Genomic DNA, 17,308 nt, shown 5'->3' with positions numbered 1-17,308 from the left:
GCCGGAATCATACCAACAAGTGTCGTTTTATACAATTCAGAAGCACTTAGCTGCGCATTTTTTGCGCAATATTTTTGCTAGTCTGCTTGGCGACGCAAAAACGCCGGAATATCCAAGTAGGACAGTTTATCTTCTGCTTTTTGAGAGCTTGACGTAGATGAAGCCGACTCATTGAGCTTTGCTTCTGTCGGCGTAGTCACATTTGCATCTGCCGCAGGCTTAGTCGGCTCAGGCTTTGGCGGCACAACATTCACTTGCGCACGCTCTTCAGCAGCCGCAGGCTGAACCGGAGCAGATTGTGTAGCAGGCTCAGACACCGTCGTTGACATAGACACTGAAGAACCTACTGCCGACTGCATTTGAGCAGAAGATCCCTTGCCTTCTAAGCCTGTCGCCACAACAGTGACACGCATCTCTTCACCAACGCTTGGATCAATAGCACAACCAATTACAACAGTCGCATCTTCAGAAGCGTACTCTTCAATGATATTACCCACTTCGGTAAACTCAGATAAGCCAACTTCATCGTTTGCGGTAATGTTAACCAACACGCCACGCGCACCTTTAAGGTTGATATCTTCTAACAATGGATTATGAATAGCGGCTTCTGCGGCAACACGCGCACGGTCTTCACCGGTCGCGGAACCAGACCCCATCATCGCCATACCCATTTCTTTCATCACCGTTTGTACGTCCGCAAAGTCGACGTTGATCAAACCAGGACGCATGATCAAGTCAGTAATACCTTGAACAGCGTTCAGCAATACATTGTTTGCTTCACCAAAGGCTTTCAGTAGGGAAATATTTTTTCCTAGTACTGGCAACAATCGCTCATTAGGCACCGTAATCAAAGAGTCAACGTTGTCACGTAGTTCTTTAATACCTTCCTCAGCAACCTTAGCACGACGACGACCTTCAAACGGGAATGGCTTAGTCACTACAGCAACCGTTAAAATACCAAGCTCGCGAGCCACTTTTGCAATAACCGGTGCAGCGCCCGTTCCAGTACCACCACCCATACCTGCTGTGATGAACACCATGTCAGCGCCAGTTAAAAGCTCAGTAATTTTCTCTTGATCTTCAAGAGCAGAATCACGACCAATACTTGGATTAGCACCCGCGCCCAACCCTTTCGTTACGGTTGTACCAAGCTGCAAAGTAATACCTGAATCCAAGCCAACAAGGGCTTTAGAATCAGTATTTGCACAAATAAATTCAACACCGTCTAGATTACTCTCTAGCATGTGTTTCACAGCGTTACCGCCGCCACCACCAACACCAACTACTTTGATGACAGCATTGTCTGACAAGTTTTCTTCGGCTAGATCAAATACGTTCATGGACATGGGCTTTAAGCTCCTATAATTCTGCTGTCATTCCTGACTAAATATAACTTTGAAACCAATCTTTTACTTTGTGCCACGCCTTCGCTGGACTGAAAGCAGGCTTGGCCTCACCGCTCGCCACTTCGGGCAGAAATTTCTTTTTAGGTGCATTCATTTGAGACGCCAAATCTGACGAATCAGGTGTCTGCACACTTTCTCCCGCATATTCTAACAAGCCTATACTTGTGGAATAAGTCGGATTATCAATTATCTCAGCAACACCTTTTGCTGAATGCGGCGAAGCAATACGTACAGGCATATCAAAAATATGTTCTGCTAACGCCTCCGCACCCTCCATTAAGGATGTACCGCCTGTAATCACGATGCCTGCTGGAATCCGCTCGGCATAGCCACTGCGACTCAACTCATCAAGCACCATTTTGTAAATCTCTTCGTAACGCGCCTCAACAACTTCCGCCAACGCATGACGTGAAATAGAGCGCGGTTTACGATCCCCCACACTTGGCACTTCTATGCGCTGATCAGCAGAAGCCAAACTAGACATCGCACAAGCGTAGCGAATTTTAATCGCATCTGCATGTAAAGTAGGTGTACGTAACGCTTGTGAAATATCGTTAGTTACTTGATCACCCGCCACTGGCACAACTGCCGTGTGATGCAAGGCACCATCAAGCCACACTGCAATATCAGACGTTCCCGCACCAATATCCACTAAACAAACACCAAGGTCTTTTTCGTCTTCGCTTAAGCACACCTGACTGGATGCCAGTTGCGAAAGCACAACACCATCAACCTCTAAACCACAACGACGAATACACTTCTCGACATTCATCACGGCATTCGCCGCACCTGATATCAAATGTACATTCGCTTCAAGCCTAACACCTGACATGCCAAGCGGGTCACGAATACCCTCTTGAGAGTCAATATTAAACTCTTGAGGCAAGACATGCAGAAGACGCTGATCCGACGAAATCGGCACTGCTTGCGCAGCATCAATCACGCGTTCAATATCTTCAACTTGTACTTCGCCTTCTTTGACTGCAACGATGCCATGAGAATTTTGACTGCGTATGTGGCTACCTGCGACACTCACATAAACAGAGTGTATATTGCAGCCAGCCATCAACTCGGCTTCTTCCACAGCTCGCTGGATAGATTGCACTGTGGACTCAATATTGATTACGACACCACGCTTCATGCCTTTGGCTACATGGGTACCAACACCAACCACTTCCATGACACCGTCAACACCTTTCTCCCCAACTACGCAGGTGATTTTTGAAGTGCCAACGTCTAATCCAACAATCATATAATTCCCAGCTATCCTACAACCAACAAACCATTGCTCAAAAAAGCAACAATCAGACCAACTTTTACTCTTCGGGTTTCCAATTAACCGCTACCCCATGAGGATAGCGAGCATCAACCGAGGCAATTCGATCTATTCTACCCGATAAATCACTTTTATACACGGCTACAAACCGCTGCAACCGCTCTAATACTTCATCTCGACCCAGTTTTACGCTCACCCCGTTAGAAAATGAAATATTCCACGCTCCACGGTCTTCTAACTGCAGTGACGCAACCCTAAGAGACGTCGTCGACAGCATTTGGCTGATTAATGTAAACTGATCCAAAACAGCTGCCTCCGTATCAACGGGACCTGACAATCGTGTTAACGGCAAGTCTGGGGTATTTCTAGGTGAAATAATTTTCCCATCGGCGGTAATAACTTTCCCCCCACCCCATAACGCAACAGGTCTGTGCTCTCGCACTTCAATGCGTAACGTGTGAGGCCAGACGCGGCGAATCTTCGCCGATTCTACCCATTCCGGCTGCGCGCCAAAGTAGCGCAATGCCTCCATCGGTTCTTCGAATAATCCTCGACCCAACAGCTTGTTATAGCTTTTTTGCAAATCCGCTCGGTCGGCATACTGCAAATCCCCCACCACATCAATTTCTCGGATATCAAACATAGGGGCATCCGTAGCCAACTGATCTGGATTATCTTGAAACAAGGCAAACATAATCAGCAGTATCGCGCCTATTAACGCTGCGGTACGCATTCGTTTAGCTCACCCCTACACAGTCTTGCCAAGCTGACTCAATGATCATTTCAACCAATTCATCGTAACTAATGTCCGCATAGGCAGCCGCCATAGGCACCAAACTGTGTGACGTCATCCCCGGTGAAGTATTCACCTCAAGCACAGTAAAATCACCTTCAGCCGTTTGCATGATATCGACACGCCCCCAGCCACGACAATTAAGCGATTGATAAGCATCAAGCGCCAACGCTTGTATCTCAAGTTCGAGATCGTCCGACAAACCACACGGCAAAAGATACTGCGTATCATCTGCCAAATACTTTGCTTCATAGTCATAAAGCGCATGCCCTTGAGCAGGCTTTAAACCAATTGGCGCATAAGCGACATCATCAATGATAGTCACAGTAAACTCGGCACCAGAAACAAATTCTTCAACCAACACATCAGAATCATATCGTTTAGCGTCTTCCAAAGCGGCTTTCAACTCAGACTGATCGTTGACTTTACTGATTCCAATGGTGGAGCCCTCTCGCGATGGCTTAATAATCAGAGGGTATGACATTTCTTCATTAATCTGATCAACATCAGGCTCGGCACTGAAGCACAAATAATTAGGCGTTGGAATCCCAAGCCCTTGCCAATAGCGCTTTGTCAGAGCTTTGTCCATAGCAAAACCAGAGGCCAACGGCAAACTACCGGTATAAGGTTTTTCCAACATATCTAACAATGCCTGAACTCGACCATCTTCCCCCTCTCCACCATGCAAAGCAATGAAGGCGATATCAAATTCAGTGTCCATCAGCTGTTTGACTGGATCAAATTTTTCATCTTCACCGTACAAATCAATTTTGACTACTTGGTAACCTTTATTGATCAATGCTTGAGCCACACCTGCACCACTTTCAAGTGACACTTCTCGCTCAGCAGAACGACCACCATAGATGACTGCTACCGTTTTTTCCTTCAGTAAACTCACTTAAACCCCCTGAGCAGCCAACTTTTTAGAAATCGCACCTATATCACCAGCTCCTTGCGTGATCAGCAAGTCGTCTGGGCGTAAAACATTTGCCAAGATTGAACGCAAATCGTCCTCACTGCTGACATGAATAGGATCTACGTTACCGCGTTGACGAATGCTGCCACACATAGATTTACTGTCAGCCCCGTTAATCGGGGTCTCGCCGGCGGAGTAGACGTCCAATAGTAGCAACACATCAACTTTTGACAGTACCTTTACAAAGTCTTCATAAAGATCACGAGTACGCGTATAACGATGCGGCTGGTAAACCATTACCAAGCGTTTCTCAGGCCACCCATCCCGAATAGATTTAATCGTCGCTTTCACTTCACTAGGGTGATGACCGTAGTCATCAACAAACATAACGCGACCTCCTTCCGCCAGCGTTAAGTCGCCTTGCTCTTGAAAGCGTCGTCCAACGCCTTCAAAGCCCATTAGCCCTGCTTGAATCGCTGCGGCATCAACACCTAAATCTGTTGCTACCGCGATGGTAGCTAACGCATTCAAAATATTGTGTCGACCCGGCATCGGCAAACGAATACGCAAAGGTTCACCTTCTGGACGGTGTGCTAAGAATTCACAAAAACGCCCTTTTTGAGAAATCTCGGTCGCATAAAAATCCGCTACCTGATCAATACCGTAGGTTAAAACAGGACGGCTTAGAAAAGGCATAATTTCACGGACATTGTCATCGTCTACACATAAAACCGCCAGACCATAAAATGGCAAGTTATGAACAAACTCAATAAAAGTATGCTTGACCTGCTCAAAATCACCGTTATAGGTGTCCATGTGGTCTTCATCAATATTCGTCACGATCACTGTTTGAGGCTGTAAGTGAAGGAACGATGCATCACTCTCATCGGCTTCTGCCACAAGGTATTTGCTGCTACCTAGCTGGGCATTGGCCCCCGCACTGGTCAAGCGACCACCAATCACGAACGTTGGTGATTCATCCGTTGCCGCTAGGATAGAGGCCATCAAACTGGTGGTGGTCGTTTTACCATGCGTACCTGCCACCGCAATACCGTGACGGTAACGCATTAATTCTGCCAACATTTCAGCACGCGGCACAATCGGAATACGGTTCTCTTTGCCCCATTTAATTTCAGGGTTACCGCTATCGATCGCACTCGATACAACAATAACATGGGCATTTTTAACATTATCTTCTTGATGCCCAATATAAATATCAACACCCAACGCCGATAATCGCTCAGTGGTGGCGGAAGCTTTCATATCTGAACCGCTGACATTATACCCTTGGTTCGAAAGTACTTCGGCGATGCCCGACATGCCCACACCACCCACACCAATAAAGTGGATATTTTGAATACGACGCATTGTCGGGATGTCGTAGCGAAACTTAGCTTCCATCATTTCTTTATTAACCTTATGCACTGGGACACCACTGTTTGTGTGGCATCCGGATGGGCAGCAAGCTTTGCTTGCTCAGCCATTGTTCTTAATTTGTTCGAATCGTTAGCCATATCAGCTAAATACTTTTCAAGGCTTGCTACAGATAATGCTGGTTGTGGCATCAAATACGCAGCACCAACATCTTCCAATGAGCGAGCATTCGCCGTTTGATGGTCATCTATAGCATGGGGATACGGCACTAAAATTGAAGGCAACCCAGCAATCGCTAGCTCACTAACGGTCATCGCGCCTGCTCGACACACGACCACGTCCGCCCAATAATACGCCTGCGCCATATCATCAATGTAAGCATCCACACGTGCCTCTACATTCAAGCGACGATAGTCTGCCGAAACAGCCTCATGGTTTCGTGGGCCAGTTTGATGCCACACATCTAAGCGTGTTTCATGAGACCATTCAGCTAATAATAGTGGTATCACATCGTTAATCGCCTTCGCACCTAAACTGCCACCCACTACCAACAAACGTAGAGGTCGTGAAGGCTCATCCCGGACAGGGCGTGTTTGTTGAGCTAAAATAGCGCCACGCACTGGGTTGCCCACGGTTAACCCGTTTGACAAGGCACCAGCAAACGCTTGCAATTTAAGCTTGGCAATTTTGGACAACAAAGTATTGGTTGTACCTGCTACCGCATTTTGCTCATGAATTGCCAAAGGGATGCCCAGAATCTTCGCTGCGACACCACCAGGACCTGCAACAAATCCCCCCATGCCTAATACTAAATCGGGTTTTTCCCGTCGCAGAATAGCGATCGCTTGGCCAATCGAATGGGCAATACGCCAAGGTGCAGCTAACAAGCCCAGCACACCTTTTCCACGAACGCCTTTAATGGATACGGTGTGCAATGGAACATCGTGCTTCGGCACCAATGTTTCTTCCATACCACCAGCAGAGCCCATCCAGCAGACATCCATGCCTAACGAGGCAAACTTTTCTGCACACGCTAACGCTGGATAAATATGACCGCCTGTACCACCCGCCATCAACATTACTTTCTTAGGTTTAGACAAACTAAGCGTCCCCTGTTTCCCTAATCATTCGCTCTTTATCCGAGCGTTTTTCATCTTTGTCTAACTCAGGCTCAATACGCCGATTTTCTATATCTACTCGCGCAATAACAAACAAACTGGCCAGCGTAATAATCAAGCTACTGCCACCGTAGCTAATTAAGGGCAGTGTTAGGCCTTTCGTCGGAAGAAAACCTGTATTTACCCCAACATTGATAATGACCTGTGCCAAAATCAAAATTGAAAAACCAAAGCACATGTAACCTTGGAACAAGCGCCCTAAACGCATGGCTTTCTGCCCTATATTAAATGCCCGAGATAACATAAAACCAAAGGCACCTAACAACAACATACCACCAAACATGCCCGTTTCTTCGACCCAAATCGAAAACACAAAATCTGTGTGTGCCTCTGGCAAGTAGGCTAATTTTTGCACACTATTACCAAGCCCTAGTCCAAACCACTCACCACGCCCATAAGCAATCAAAGCTTGGGACAATTGGTAACCGTCATTATAAGGATCTGCCCACGGGTCAATAAAGTTCATCAGGCGCTTAATACGATAACTTTCCGATACAGCAACCACACCTAATGCCGCAACGACCGCGACCACCAAACCAATGAACTGATAAATAGGTGCACCAGCAATAAAAAGCAGCGCTATAACCGTACCAATTAATACAACCGAGGCACCAAAATCGGGCTCTAACAGCAAACAAATTAGAAACAAAAAGGACACCACCATCGGCATCCCTGATCCCATCAACTGCTGCCTAACACGATCAGCTCGACGCACCAAATACCCCGAGACATACACCACCATACAGACCTTAGCGACTTCCGATGCCTGCAAGTTGAAAACCACTAAATTAATCCAACGCCGACTACCGTTTACCGTTTTTCCAATCCCCGGCACCAACACCAAGATAAGCAATAACAACGAGAACAGCATTAACGGCACACCATATTTATGCAGCACCTCTGTCGGTACCGACATCATGAAGTAGCCAAAACCCAAGCCAATCATCAAATAAATAAGCTGCCGGACCATAAAATAAAACGGGTGGCCATACTTTGTTTCAGATAAAAAAATTGACGCACTAGAAACCATGACGACTCCCAACACTAAAACGCAAGCCACCGATGCAATAAAGACAGCATCGACCTTACGCAGCTCTTGATAGGAAACAGGTTCTAGAAACTCGCGAATATTCATAGCTGAGTAACCAATGCTTGAAAGTGCTCACCACGAGCTTCAAAATTTTTATATTGATCAAAGCTTGCACATGCAGGAGAGAAAAGCACAATATCACCTCGCTCTACGTTACTTTGCACTGCATTCATCACATCGACTAAATCTGTATGTTCAGAGTATGAAGTCTGTGATGGAATAATGTCGATGATCTGGCCCGCATCTTTACCAAAAACATAAAGGTGACTGACAAACTTTGCTAAAGCCGGTGCAAGCGGAGCAAAATCGGCCCCCTTACCCACACCACCGGCAATCAGATGAATATGCTTCGCTTGTTTATTGCCTAAGCCTTCCAGCGCCGCCACGGTTGCACCGACATTTGTCCCTTTCGAATCATTGATGTAAACCACGCCTTCTGTTTCTCGAACCGTTTCACAACGATGAGGCAGACCGGCAAATTGCGCCAATACATCAGCTACTTCCGGCGTGTTAATTGGGAGATTCAACACATCTAATATCGCCAAGCAGGCCAAGACATTGGCATAGTTATGCTCTCCTTTAAGCTTAATGTCTTTGGTGTTGTAAAGACGTTTAACCCCATGACATAACCACACCCCATCTTCATCTTTCAAGATGCCGAATTCTTTTAGATCTGGGCTGCCTTTGGAAAAAGCTCGAACAGGGGTATTCTGCGCCAATAAAGGCGCCGTTAGGATATCTTGCTTATTGCATACCGCAGCCTTACAACCACGGTATACACGCTGTTTAGCACGTTGATAGCTGTATAGATCATCGTAACGATCCATATGATCTGCTGACACATTTAGCAAACACGCCACATCAGCTTGCAAACCTTGCGTTGTTTCAAGCTGAAAACTGGACAGTTCCAGTACATAATAATCCACATCTTCTGCTAATAGATCCAACGCAGGCAGCCCTAAGTTGCCACCTGCCACGGAGCGCTTACCAATTGCCAATAACAACTCATTGACCAAAGTGGTTACGGTACTTTTGGCATTCGACCCCGTGATCGCAATAAACGGAGCATTGGCGTAATCGCGGAACAAATCAATGTCGCCACGCATGGCAACACCTTGCTCAGCTAACGTTTGCAGTACTGGCGTTGCCAACGCAATACCGGGACTCACAAACAGTTCCGTCGCTCCGAGTGTCTTTAAATGCTCTAGACTGCCTGTAAAAATTCGATCTGCAGGGCAAATAGCTTTAACCTGATCAAGGCCTGGGGGATTTTCACGAGAATCTACTACGTAAAAATCCAGCCCCTTACTTGCCAAAAATTGCGCCGTAGACACACCACTGACACCAAGCCCCACCACTGCACGAACGCGATCCGAAGAAATAAGAGACATGCGACTACCTTACTTTAAGTGTGGCAATACCGATCAACACCAAGCACACAGTGATAATCCAGAAACGAACAATAACCTTTGGTTCCGCCCAGCCTTTTAGCTCAAAGTGATGGTGGATAGGCGCCATTCGAAAAATACGACGTTTAGTAAGCTTGTAGGAAGCCACTTGCAAAATCACCGACACAGTCTCCATAACAAAGACGCCGCCCATAATAAACAAAACCAGCTCTTGTCGAACAATGACTGCAATCACCCCTAGTGCAGCACCCAAAGCCAAGGCACCTACATCCCCCATGAATACTTGAGCCGGATAGGTATTGAACCACAAGAAGCCAAGGCCAGCGCCCACTAACGCAGCACAAAACACGATCAACTCGCCGGTTCCACCGACGTAGGGAATCAATAGGTATTCGGCAAATTTTATGTTGCCTGTTAAGTAAGCGAATAAACCTAATGCACCACCGACTAATACCGTTGGTAAAATCGCCAAACCATCTAAGCCGTCGGTCAAATTCACCGCATTACTGGTACCGACAATTACAAAGTAAGTGAACACCACATAAAATATACCTAGCGGAATAGCAACGTCTTTTAAAAGTGGAATTAACAAAGATGTCTCAGCAGGCGTTTGCGCAATACTGTAAAGGTAAATAGCCGCTGATAACCCGAAGACACTCTGCCAAAAGTATTTCCATTTAGCGGGTAATCCACGTGAGTTTTTCTCGACCACTTTACGGTAATCATCCACCCAACCCACTGCACCAAAAGCAATCATGGTCAACAGTGTCACCCAAACATACGGATTCGTTAGATCGCCCCACAACAAAGTGCTGACACTAATAGAAAAAATGATCATCACACCACCCATGGTCGGCGTGCCCGCCTTGCTTAGGTGAGACTGAGGACCATCGTCACGCACTGCTTGACCAATCTGCAAACGTTGCAATAAACGAATGACTTTGCCACCGATTAATAGGGAGATAAATAAAGCCGTCAACACTCCTAAAATCGCACGTAACGATAGATAGTTAAAGACAGTAAAAAACGTTAAATACTTGCTAAGGTAAGCTGTTAAAAGCAGTAGCATGGTTAGGCCAATTCCTAATTTTTGAGAGCGTTAACAATATCTTCCATTTTGGCCGAACGAGAGCCTTTCACCAAAATGACATGTTCGTGATTAAGTGCCTGCAAGAGAGCAAGCGCTTCGTGTTTGGTTTCACAACGATGAGACAATTGCTCTGATCGTTTTTTGTTTTCAAAGCCATTGACAGCAAAACCTGCCACTGAACCAATGGTCACCAAGTGATCAACGCCAGCTTTCGCAGCATAGACACCCAGCCCTTCATGTATGGATTGCTCTAAGTCACCTAATTCACCAAGCGCCCCCAAAACCATCCATTTTGAGTGCGTTTTATACAGCGCCAATACATCCATCGCGGCTTCAACCGATTTTGGGCTGGCATTGTAACAATCATTAATGATGACGGCTTCATTTTTTCCCGTCAAAAGTTCCATCCGTCCAGGGACTTGCTCAGGGTGCTTAAGCTTCGACAAAACATCCATTACTTCAAACCCTAACGCCAACATCGCCAGCGCCACGGCCATCGCATTCGCAACATGATGTCGACCGGGTCGGTCAAGCTGTAACTGGTAGGTGTTTTGATTGTAAACTAACGTAGTCGTGGATCCATCAACACTTTCATTTACCTGCTTAGCGAACAAGGTGGCGCAGTCATTATTAAATGAAAACGACAGCAATGAACGCGGCCCAAGTAAGCTTTGCCAATAGTCAAAAGAAGGGTCATCAGCATTAAGCACTACCGTCGCATTGGGTTTAGACGTCTCTATCAGCTTGCCCTTTTCAACAGCAATCCCTTGAATGGAACCAAACCCCAATAAATGACTACCGCTGGCATTGGTCAACACCACAACATCTGCTTCAATGCTAGTGCCTAGTCTCTCAATTTCGCCTGGAAAGCTTGTACCCGCTTCAATAACCGCAAACCGATCGTCTGACTGAAGCTGAAGAAGCGTTTTTGGCACACCAATTTGGTTATTAAGGTTGCTTTGAGTTTTCAAAACTTTGGTCGATTGAGCTAAGGCATTTGCCAGCCAATCTTTAACACTGGTTTTGCCATTACTACCTGTAATGGCAACCACGGGATGCTTATAGAAACGTCTCTGCATGCGAGCAATTGTCGCGTAGGCAGCGCCCGTATCGGACACTTCAATACGTGGCGTTACATTCACAGACGAACTAACCAATACCGCAGACGCCCCCAGGGCAATTACCTGCTCGGAAAAGTCATGTCCATCAAAGCGCTCACCTACCAACGCAACAAACAGTTTGCCCTCTAAGTCATCGCGAGAATCTGTTGAAACACCAGCAATGAGTGCATCCGACCCAATTAGTAAGCCGCCTACTTCTGCTGCAATTTCTGATAATCTAAGCGTTTTCAACATACGTATTGAGCGCGTTACGCGCCTCCTCACAGTCATCAAAGTGGTGACGTACACCATTAATCTCTTGGTAGGTCTCGTGCCCTTTACCCGCAATCAACACAATGTCATCCGGTGCCGCCGAGGCGATGGCCTGGGCAATCGCTTTGCGCCGATCAACTTCTACCGATACAGGTGCTAGGTTCGAATCTAACGCCGTCAATACATCGTCTATAATAGCCAGCGGTGACTCAGTACGAGGATTATCCGACGTCAACCACACGTGATCCGCCTGCTGCTGCGCCACGGCCAACATCAAAGGACGCTTGCCTTTATCTCGATCTCCACCACAGCCAAAGACACAAATCACTCGACCACTCGCATGATCATGAATCGCCCTTAACGCCACGTCCAAAGCATCAGACGTATGCGCGTAATCCACTAAAACCAAAGGTGCGTGCTCCGCTTTGCAGGGCTGCATTCGGCCTGGCGCACCTTTCAAGCCACTAAGCGCTTTCACCAACCTAGCTTCGTGTTTTACTTCACTTAATACGGCAGCCAGTGCCGCCAAGGCATTTTGTACATTGAACTCACCAAGTAACGGCAAAAAAGCATCGTAACGATTAGCATGTATTTTAATTGATAGCTGCAAACCCGTCTGGCAAAACGTTTTATCACTCACTCCAAACTCTGCACCCGAAGTAGCCTGAGACGAATAACGCCACACCGGTGCGACACTCCCGTGCGCCATATAATCTGCATAATCCGAGTCAGTGCAAACAATACTGCGCTGTATAGTTTCGAATTCAAATAGACGTCGCTTAGCCTGAGCATAAGACGTCATAGAGCCATGGTAATCAAGGTGGTCACGAGTAAGGTTTGAGAAAATCGCTGTTGACACTGGCACACCAGCCAAGCGGTTTTGATCTAATGCATGGGAAGATGCCTCAAACGCAACCAATTCAATACCTTGCGCTGCAAAGGAGGATAAAAGTTTGTGTAAGGTAAGCAAATCAGGTGTGGTTTGTTTAGCTTCTTGCAGATCGTGCAGAGAGCCTATACCAAAAGTACCTATCATGGCGCTCGGCACACCAGCAGCTTCTGCTAATTGAGCCACATAGTAACAAATGCTGGACTTGCCATTCGTCCCCGTGACCGCAACAATGTGAGCAGGAACAGGACCATAGACATGACGCGCTAACGTTGCGAGCGCTAACTCAATGTCATCCACTTCGATCAAGGCCAATCTGCTGTGCTGAAGATTCAGACCAGCAGGCGCAAGCGCTATGTGACAACCATTATCTGCAACTTGATCCAAGTAATCCCAGCCATGACTAGAGACACCAGGGAGCGCCACAAATACTGTTTCAGAGGTCGCTAAACGAGAATCGGTCTCTAAAGACCGATACTCACACTGATTAATTTGCCAACCATTCTCAAGGCCAAGCCACTCAAGAAGTTGCTCAAAGGTAAACATTTTAGTTTCCTTGTACGATTCGATGCGACGCCTTATTCGTATTGTCCAAGCGAACTTCCCGTAGGCCTTCAGGACGATCCGGCGGAATATTCAAGGTAGTCAACGCACCTTCCATTACGCGTGAAAACACTGGCGCTGAAACTTCGCCACCATAGTATTTACGACCTTTGGGGTCATTTACCATAACCACCATCGCCAGTCGCGGATTCGTTGCTGGCGCAATACCCGCAAACAACGAAATATACTGATCGTATTCATAACCACCCGATCCTACTTTGTGAACCGTACCTGTTTTACCTGCTACATTGTAGCCGGGAATCTGAGCCTTTTTCCCCGAGCCTTTCGTAACAACGGCTTGCAACATATGCACAACGTCTTGCGCAATATTGGCAGGAATTACTTGGTCACCTTGTGGCGGAATATCTTGTTTGAACAGAGTAACAGGCACTTTGTAACCGTGATTTGCCAACGTCATATAGGCTTGCGCAAGCTGCAAAGTCGACAACGACAAACCGTATCCGTAAGACAAGGTTGCGATTTCAGATGGATGCCACTTAGGATGCATCGGCAGCTTGCCGGTGGCTTCGCCCGGAAAACCAAGACCTACAGGTGAGCCAACACCCAACTCGTAAAACATATTCCAAATCGTGTCTTGTGGTAACGACAGTGCGATACGAGAGGTCCCGACGTTACTCGATTTCACCAACAATGTTTCTAAATCAATGTCACCGTAATTTCTAAAATCGCGAATGGTGTAACGACCAAAACGCAAATAACCGGGGTTTGTATCAATGATAGATTCAGTCGTATATTGACCCGAGCGCAATGCGGCCGTCACAGAAAAAGGTTTCATGGTTGAGCCTGGCTCAAATAAATCAATGACAGCTCGGTTACGCAACTCGTCAGGCTCTAAATTAGATCGGTCATTGGGATTGAATGATGGCTGGTTAACCATCGCCAATATTTCACCTGTGCGCACGTCAAGAATCACGGCTGACGCAGAGCTTGCACGCTGCTCAGTCACCACAGCTTTCAGCTCACGGTAGGCCATGTATTGAAGACGCATATCAATACTTAGCTCTATATTTTCACCCGCTTGCTCTGGCACTTCTTGTCCCAGCGTGCGAATAATGTTGCCCTTAAGATCTTTCATGTAAGAGATCTTACCTGGCTGTCCTTGCAGAGCCTGCTCGTAGGCGAGCTCAATGCCTTCCTGCCCTTTGTCATCAATATTGGTAAAACCAACCACCTGAGCGGTCACCTCACCCGCAGGATAAAAGCGCTTGTACTCTTTGATTTTGCTCACGCCAACGATGTCGGCCTCTAAGATAACTTCTGCTTCTGGCGGCGGTACCTGACGCTTTAAATACATAAACCCTTTGTTACGGTTTATCTCAAAGCGCTCTTTCAACAATGCCGATCCGACGCCCATTGCATCCGCTAAGCGTTTGATTTCTTTCTCTGGGTACAAGCGCTCGCCAACAGGCTTTGATAAGTTCTCTGGGTCTTTATCTAAACCCCATAACATTTTAGGGTTAGCAATCACCGTCCAAGTCGGGGTACTAACCGCTAGCGGTTCACCATTACGATCTAAGATCATGCCACGAGTAGCAGGAATGGATTCAGTACGAACAGCTCGCATTTCGCCTTGGTTTTGCAAAAACTCTTTATCAAGCACCGTTAAATAGAACAAACGCCCTGCGGCAACGGAAAACAAAGCGAAGGCGATGGCGTAGACAAGATATAGACGCCATTTGCTGGGTGAAAAATTGTGTTCGTTTGTGTTCATGGCTTCACTATGACCAATTCTTCAGGGGTAGGAGCACGCATCTTTAAATCCTTTATAGCCGCTTGTTCCAATCGACTTGGCTGGGTCAGGGCGCTTTGTTCCAACAATAGCTGCCCCCAAACCACCTCATAATTCACTTCATCTTTTTTTAACTTCTGCAGATACGAAAAATCCCTGCGAAAGTCATACACTTGAATGACCAATACAATCGCCATAACACCTAGCAGCACAAGTGCTCCTATAAACGATAGATGCTTTGCCATTGGCTCATTCACTGACGCGCTCCATGACACGCAACACGGCACTGCGTGAACGAACGTTATCATCCACTTCCCCTTTAGAAGGTTTGGTCGCCTTGCCAATGGTCTTAAAGTGAATATTTAAATGCGCGTTTTGAATCGGCAAATGGCGCGGTAAATCCGGCCCTTTACACATCTTTTTCATAAATTGCTTAACGATACGATCTTCTAGAGAATGAAAACTGATGACGACCAAACGACCACCTACTTTTAGTGCTTTAGCAGCCGCTTCCAGGCCCTCTTCTAGATCACCTAGCTCGTTATTAATGAAAATTCGGATCCCTTGAAATGCGCGAGTCGCTGGGTTTTTACCTTTCTCCCAAGCGGGATGTGCTTCAGCAACAATTTTAGCCAATTGCGTGGTGGTGGTAATCGGTGTTTGTGAACGCTTTTCGACTATCGCGCGAGCAATACGACGAGAGAAACGCTCTTCACCATATTGATACATCACGTCGGCAATCTCTTTCTCTTTCGCGACCGCAATCCAATGCGCTGCACTCATGCCCACATCTGGATTCATACGCATGTCCAACGGGCCATCGTTCATAAAACTAAAACCGCGGCTAGCGTCGTCTAATTGAGGAGACGAAACACCTAAATCCATCATAATGCCGTCGACTTTATCAGTACCAAACACTTCCTGAATATGCTCAGCCATGTTGGCAAAACTGTCTTGCACAATCGTAAAACGCTCATCCTCGGCTTCAAGTGCTTTACCGTGTCCTATTGCAACGGGATCTTTATCAAAACCAAGCATTGTTCCTGTCGTCAGGCGCGATAACACCAAACGCGTATGTCCACCACGGCCAAACGTTCCATCGACATAGGTTCCTGCTGTATCGGTTACAAGCATGTCTACCGATTCATTCAGCATGACACTGATATGTTCTGGCGTTGTTTCTGTCATAGTGAGATATCCATCAAAGTATCGAGTTCTAAGTTTTCTAACGTGGCTTCGGACAGGTACTCTTCTCGCTGAGTTTCCCACTCTTCCAAGCCCCAAATTTCTAGTTTCTTACCCTGACCTAACAGGGTGGATTTGCGTTCAATTTTGGCAAACTCTCGCAGTGGACTAGGCAATAACACCCGCCCCGCACTATCAAGCTCCAAATCGGTTGCGTGACCCACCAACAAACGCTGCAATCTTCTTGCTTGCGGATTAAATGTTGGTAGGCGATCTAATTTCTCTTGGATTTGCTCCCACTCTTGCAATGGATACAGCAGCAAGCATCTTGACATCGGATCAATGGTAACAATCAGTCCAGCTTCATCGTATTGGAGGAATTCGTCGCGTAAGCGCGCCGGCAGAGACATCCGCCCCTTAGCGTCCACACTTACCTGATGAATTCCTCTAAACATGCCCATATCCCACTTATCGACACTCTCCCCCACAATTTAACACTAATTTTTCAAATAGATAAAAAAAAACCAAAAAAAATTCGCACAAGGCGAACTATTTGGTCATTCAGTACGTTTTATTGGCGAAAAACTGAGGATTGAGATCAATCTGGAAGGAAAATGTGCAAGTTGGCCGATAAGCCGGGTTCTGTCGTGGACAGTCATTCATCTAATACGTACATCACTGCACGTCTTTAGCAACCTACCCGAACTCAGTGCGGGTCACACCAATGAGTTCCTATTTGGTCTTGCTTCAAGTGGGGTTTACCTTGCCACGAACTGTTACCAGTCGCGCGGTGCGCTCTTACCGCACCATTTCAACCTTACCGGCAGCAAGCTGCTTAGGCGGTTTATTTTCTGCTGCACTTTCCGTAGGCTCATGCCCCCCAGGCGTTACCTGGCACTTTACCCTGCGAAGCCCGGACTTTCCTCCCCTCTAGCACAAGGCTAAAGCGGCGACTGTCTGGCCAACTTGCGGTGCG

The 17,308-nt window shown here is 46.8% G+C and carries 15 protein-coding genes and 1 other RNA gene; all 16 read right to left on the bottom strand.

What is annotated here, in order from left to right; all coding sequences use genetic code 11:
* Positions 1-77: 77 nt before the first annotated feature.
* The 16 genes from ftsZ to rnpB all read right to left on the bottom strand — a co-directional run bounded on the left by ftsZ (position 78) and on the right by rnpB (position 17,301).
* Positions 78-1,340: a cell division protein FtsZ gene (ftsZ, locus tag ACPUEK_RS09780; protein WP_425643027.1), complete on the bottom strand. Its 1,263-nt coding sequence runs from the start codon at positions 1,338-1,340 to the stop codon at positions 78-80.
* A gap of 43 nt (positions 1,341-1,383) precedes the next feature.
* Positions 1,384-2,658: a cell division protein FtsA gene (gene ftsA / locus ACPUEK_RS09775; RefSeq protein WP_067214421.1), complete on the bottom strand. Its 1,275-nt coding sequence runs from the start codon at positions 2,656-2,658 to the stop codon at positions 1,384-1,386.
* 64 nt (positions 2,659-2,722) lie between these two features.
* Positions 2,723-3,415: a cell division protein FtsQ/DivIB gene (locus ACPUEK_RS09770; protein ID WP_067214422.1), complete on the bottom strand. Its 693-nt coding sequence runs from the start codon at positions 3,413-3,415 to the stop codon at positions 2,723-2,725.
* Positions 3,416-3,419: 4 nt separating this feature from the next.
* Positions 3,420-4,373 (bottom strand): D-alanine--D-alanine ligase, encoded by a 954-nt coding sequence (locus ACPUEK_RS09765; RefSeq protein WP_067214424.1) that lies wholly within the window; start codon positions 4,371-4,373, stop codon positions 3,420-3,422.
* Positions 4,374-5,795 carry a UDP-N-acetylmuramate--L-alanine ligase gene (gene murC / locus ACPUEK_RS09760; RefSeq protein ID WP_067214426.1) on the bottom strand — a complete coding sequence of 474 codons (1,422 nt, stop codon included), beginning with the start codon at positions 5,793-5,795 and terminating at the stop codon, positions 4,374-4,376.
* Entirely contained in the window at positions 5,792-6,865 is a 1,074-nt protein-coding gene (gene murG / locus ACPUEK_RS09755) for an undecaprenyldiphospho-muramoylpentapeptide beta-N-acetylglucosaminyltransferase (RefSeq protein WP_425640595.1), read from the bottom strand. The genes murC and murG overlap by 4 nt, the downstream gene beginning before the upstream one ends.
* A 1-nt stretch (position 6,866) precedes the next feature.
* Positions 6,867-8,078, bottom strand: a complete 1,212-nt coding sequence (gene ftsW, locus ACPUEK_RS09750; RefSeq protein ID WP_425640594.1) for a putative lipid II flippase FtsW — start codon at positions 8,076-8,078, stop codon at positions 6,867-6,869.
* Positions 8,075-9,424 carry a UDP-N-acetylmuramoyl-L-alanine--D-glutamate ligase gene (gene murD, locus ACPUEK_RS09745; protein WP_425640593.1) on the bottom strand — a complete coding sequence of 450 codons (1,350 nt, stop codon included), beginning with the start codon at positions 9,422-9,424 and terminating at the stop codon, positions 8,075-8,077. The genes ftsW and murD overlap by 4 nt, the downstream gene beginning before the upstream one ends.
* A 4-nt stretch (positions 9,425-9,428) precedes the next feature.
* Positions 9,429-10,511, bottom strand: coding sequence for a phospho-N-acetylmuramoyl-pentapeptide-transferase (gene mraY, locus ACPUEK_RS09740; RefSeq protein WP_067036949.1), 1,083 nt, complete (start codon positions 10,509-10,511; stop codon positions 9,429-9,431).
* 14 nt (positions 10,512-10,525) lie between these two features.
* Positions 10,526-11,887: a UDP-N-acetylmuramoyl-tripeptide--D-alanyl-D-alanine ligase gene (locus ACPUEK_RS09735; RefSeq protein WP_425640592.1), complete on the bottom strand. Its 1,362-nt coding sequence runs from the start codon at positions 11,885-11,887 to the stop codon at positions 10,526-10,528.
* Entirely contained in the window at positions 11,871-13,340 is a 1,470-nt protein-coding gene (locus tag ACPUEK_RS09730; RefSeq protein ID WP_425640591.1) for a UDP-N-acetylmuramoyl-L-alanyl-D-glutamate--2,6-diaminopimelate ligase, read from the bottom strand. The genes ACPUEK_RS09735 and ACPUEK_RS09730 overlap by 17 nt, the downstream gene beginning before the upstream one ends.
* A gap of 1 nt (position 13,341) precedes the next feature.
* Complete coding sequence (locus tag ACPUEK_RS09725; RefSeq protein ID WP_067214434.1) at positions 13,342-15,129, bottom strand: peptidoglycan D,D-transpeptidase FtsI family protein; 1,788 nt, start codon at positions 15,127-15,129, stop codon at positions 13,342-13,344.
* A complete protein-coding gene (gene ftsL, locus ACPUEK_RS09720; protein ID WP_231872511.1) occupies positions 15,126-15,404 on the bottom strand; it encodes a cell division protein FtsL in 279 nt (92 codons plus the stop codon). Before ftsL ends, ACPUEK_RS09725 begins: the two co-directional genes overlap by 4 nt.
* Positions 15,397-16,335 (bottom strand): 16S rRNA (cytosine(1402)-N(4))-methyltransferase RsmH, encoded by a 939-nt coding sequence (gene rsmH / locus ACPUEK_RS09715; protein WP_067214436.1) that lies wholly within the window; start codon positions 16,333-16,335, stop codon positions 15,397-15,399. Before rsmH ends, ftsL begins: the two co-directional genes overlap by 8 nt.
* Positions 16,332-16,787, bottom strand: a complete 456-nt coding sequence (gene mraZ / locus ACPUEK_RS09710; RefSeq protein WP_067037020.1) for a division/cell wall cluster transcriptional repressor MraZ — start codon at positions 16,785-16,787, stop codon at positions 16,332-16,334. Before mraZ ends, rsmH begins: the two co-directional genes overlap by 4 nt.
* A gap of 160 nt (positions 16,788-16,947) precedes the next feature.
* An RNA gene (rnpB, locus tag ACPUEK_RS09705) (RNase P RNA component class A) lies at positions 16,948-17,301 on the bottom strand.
* Between the last annotated feature and the right edge of the window lie 7 nt (positions 17,302-17,308).

Source organism: Marinomonas gallaica (assembly GCF_049821165.1).
GTDB lineage: Bacteria > Pseudomonadota > Gammaproteobacteria > Pseudomonadales > Marinomonadaceae > Marinomonas > Marinomonas gallaica.
This window is presented reverse-complemented; position numbering and strand designations above follow the sequence as displayed.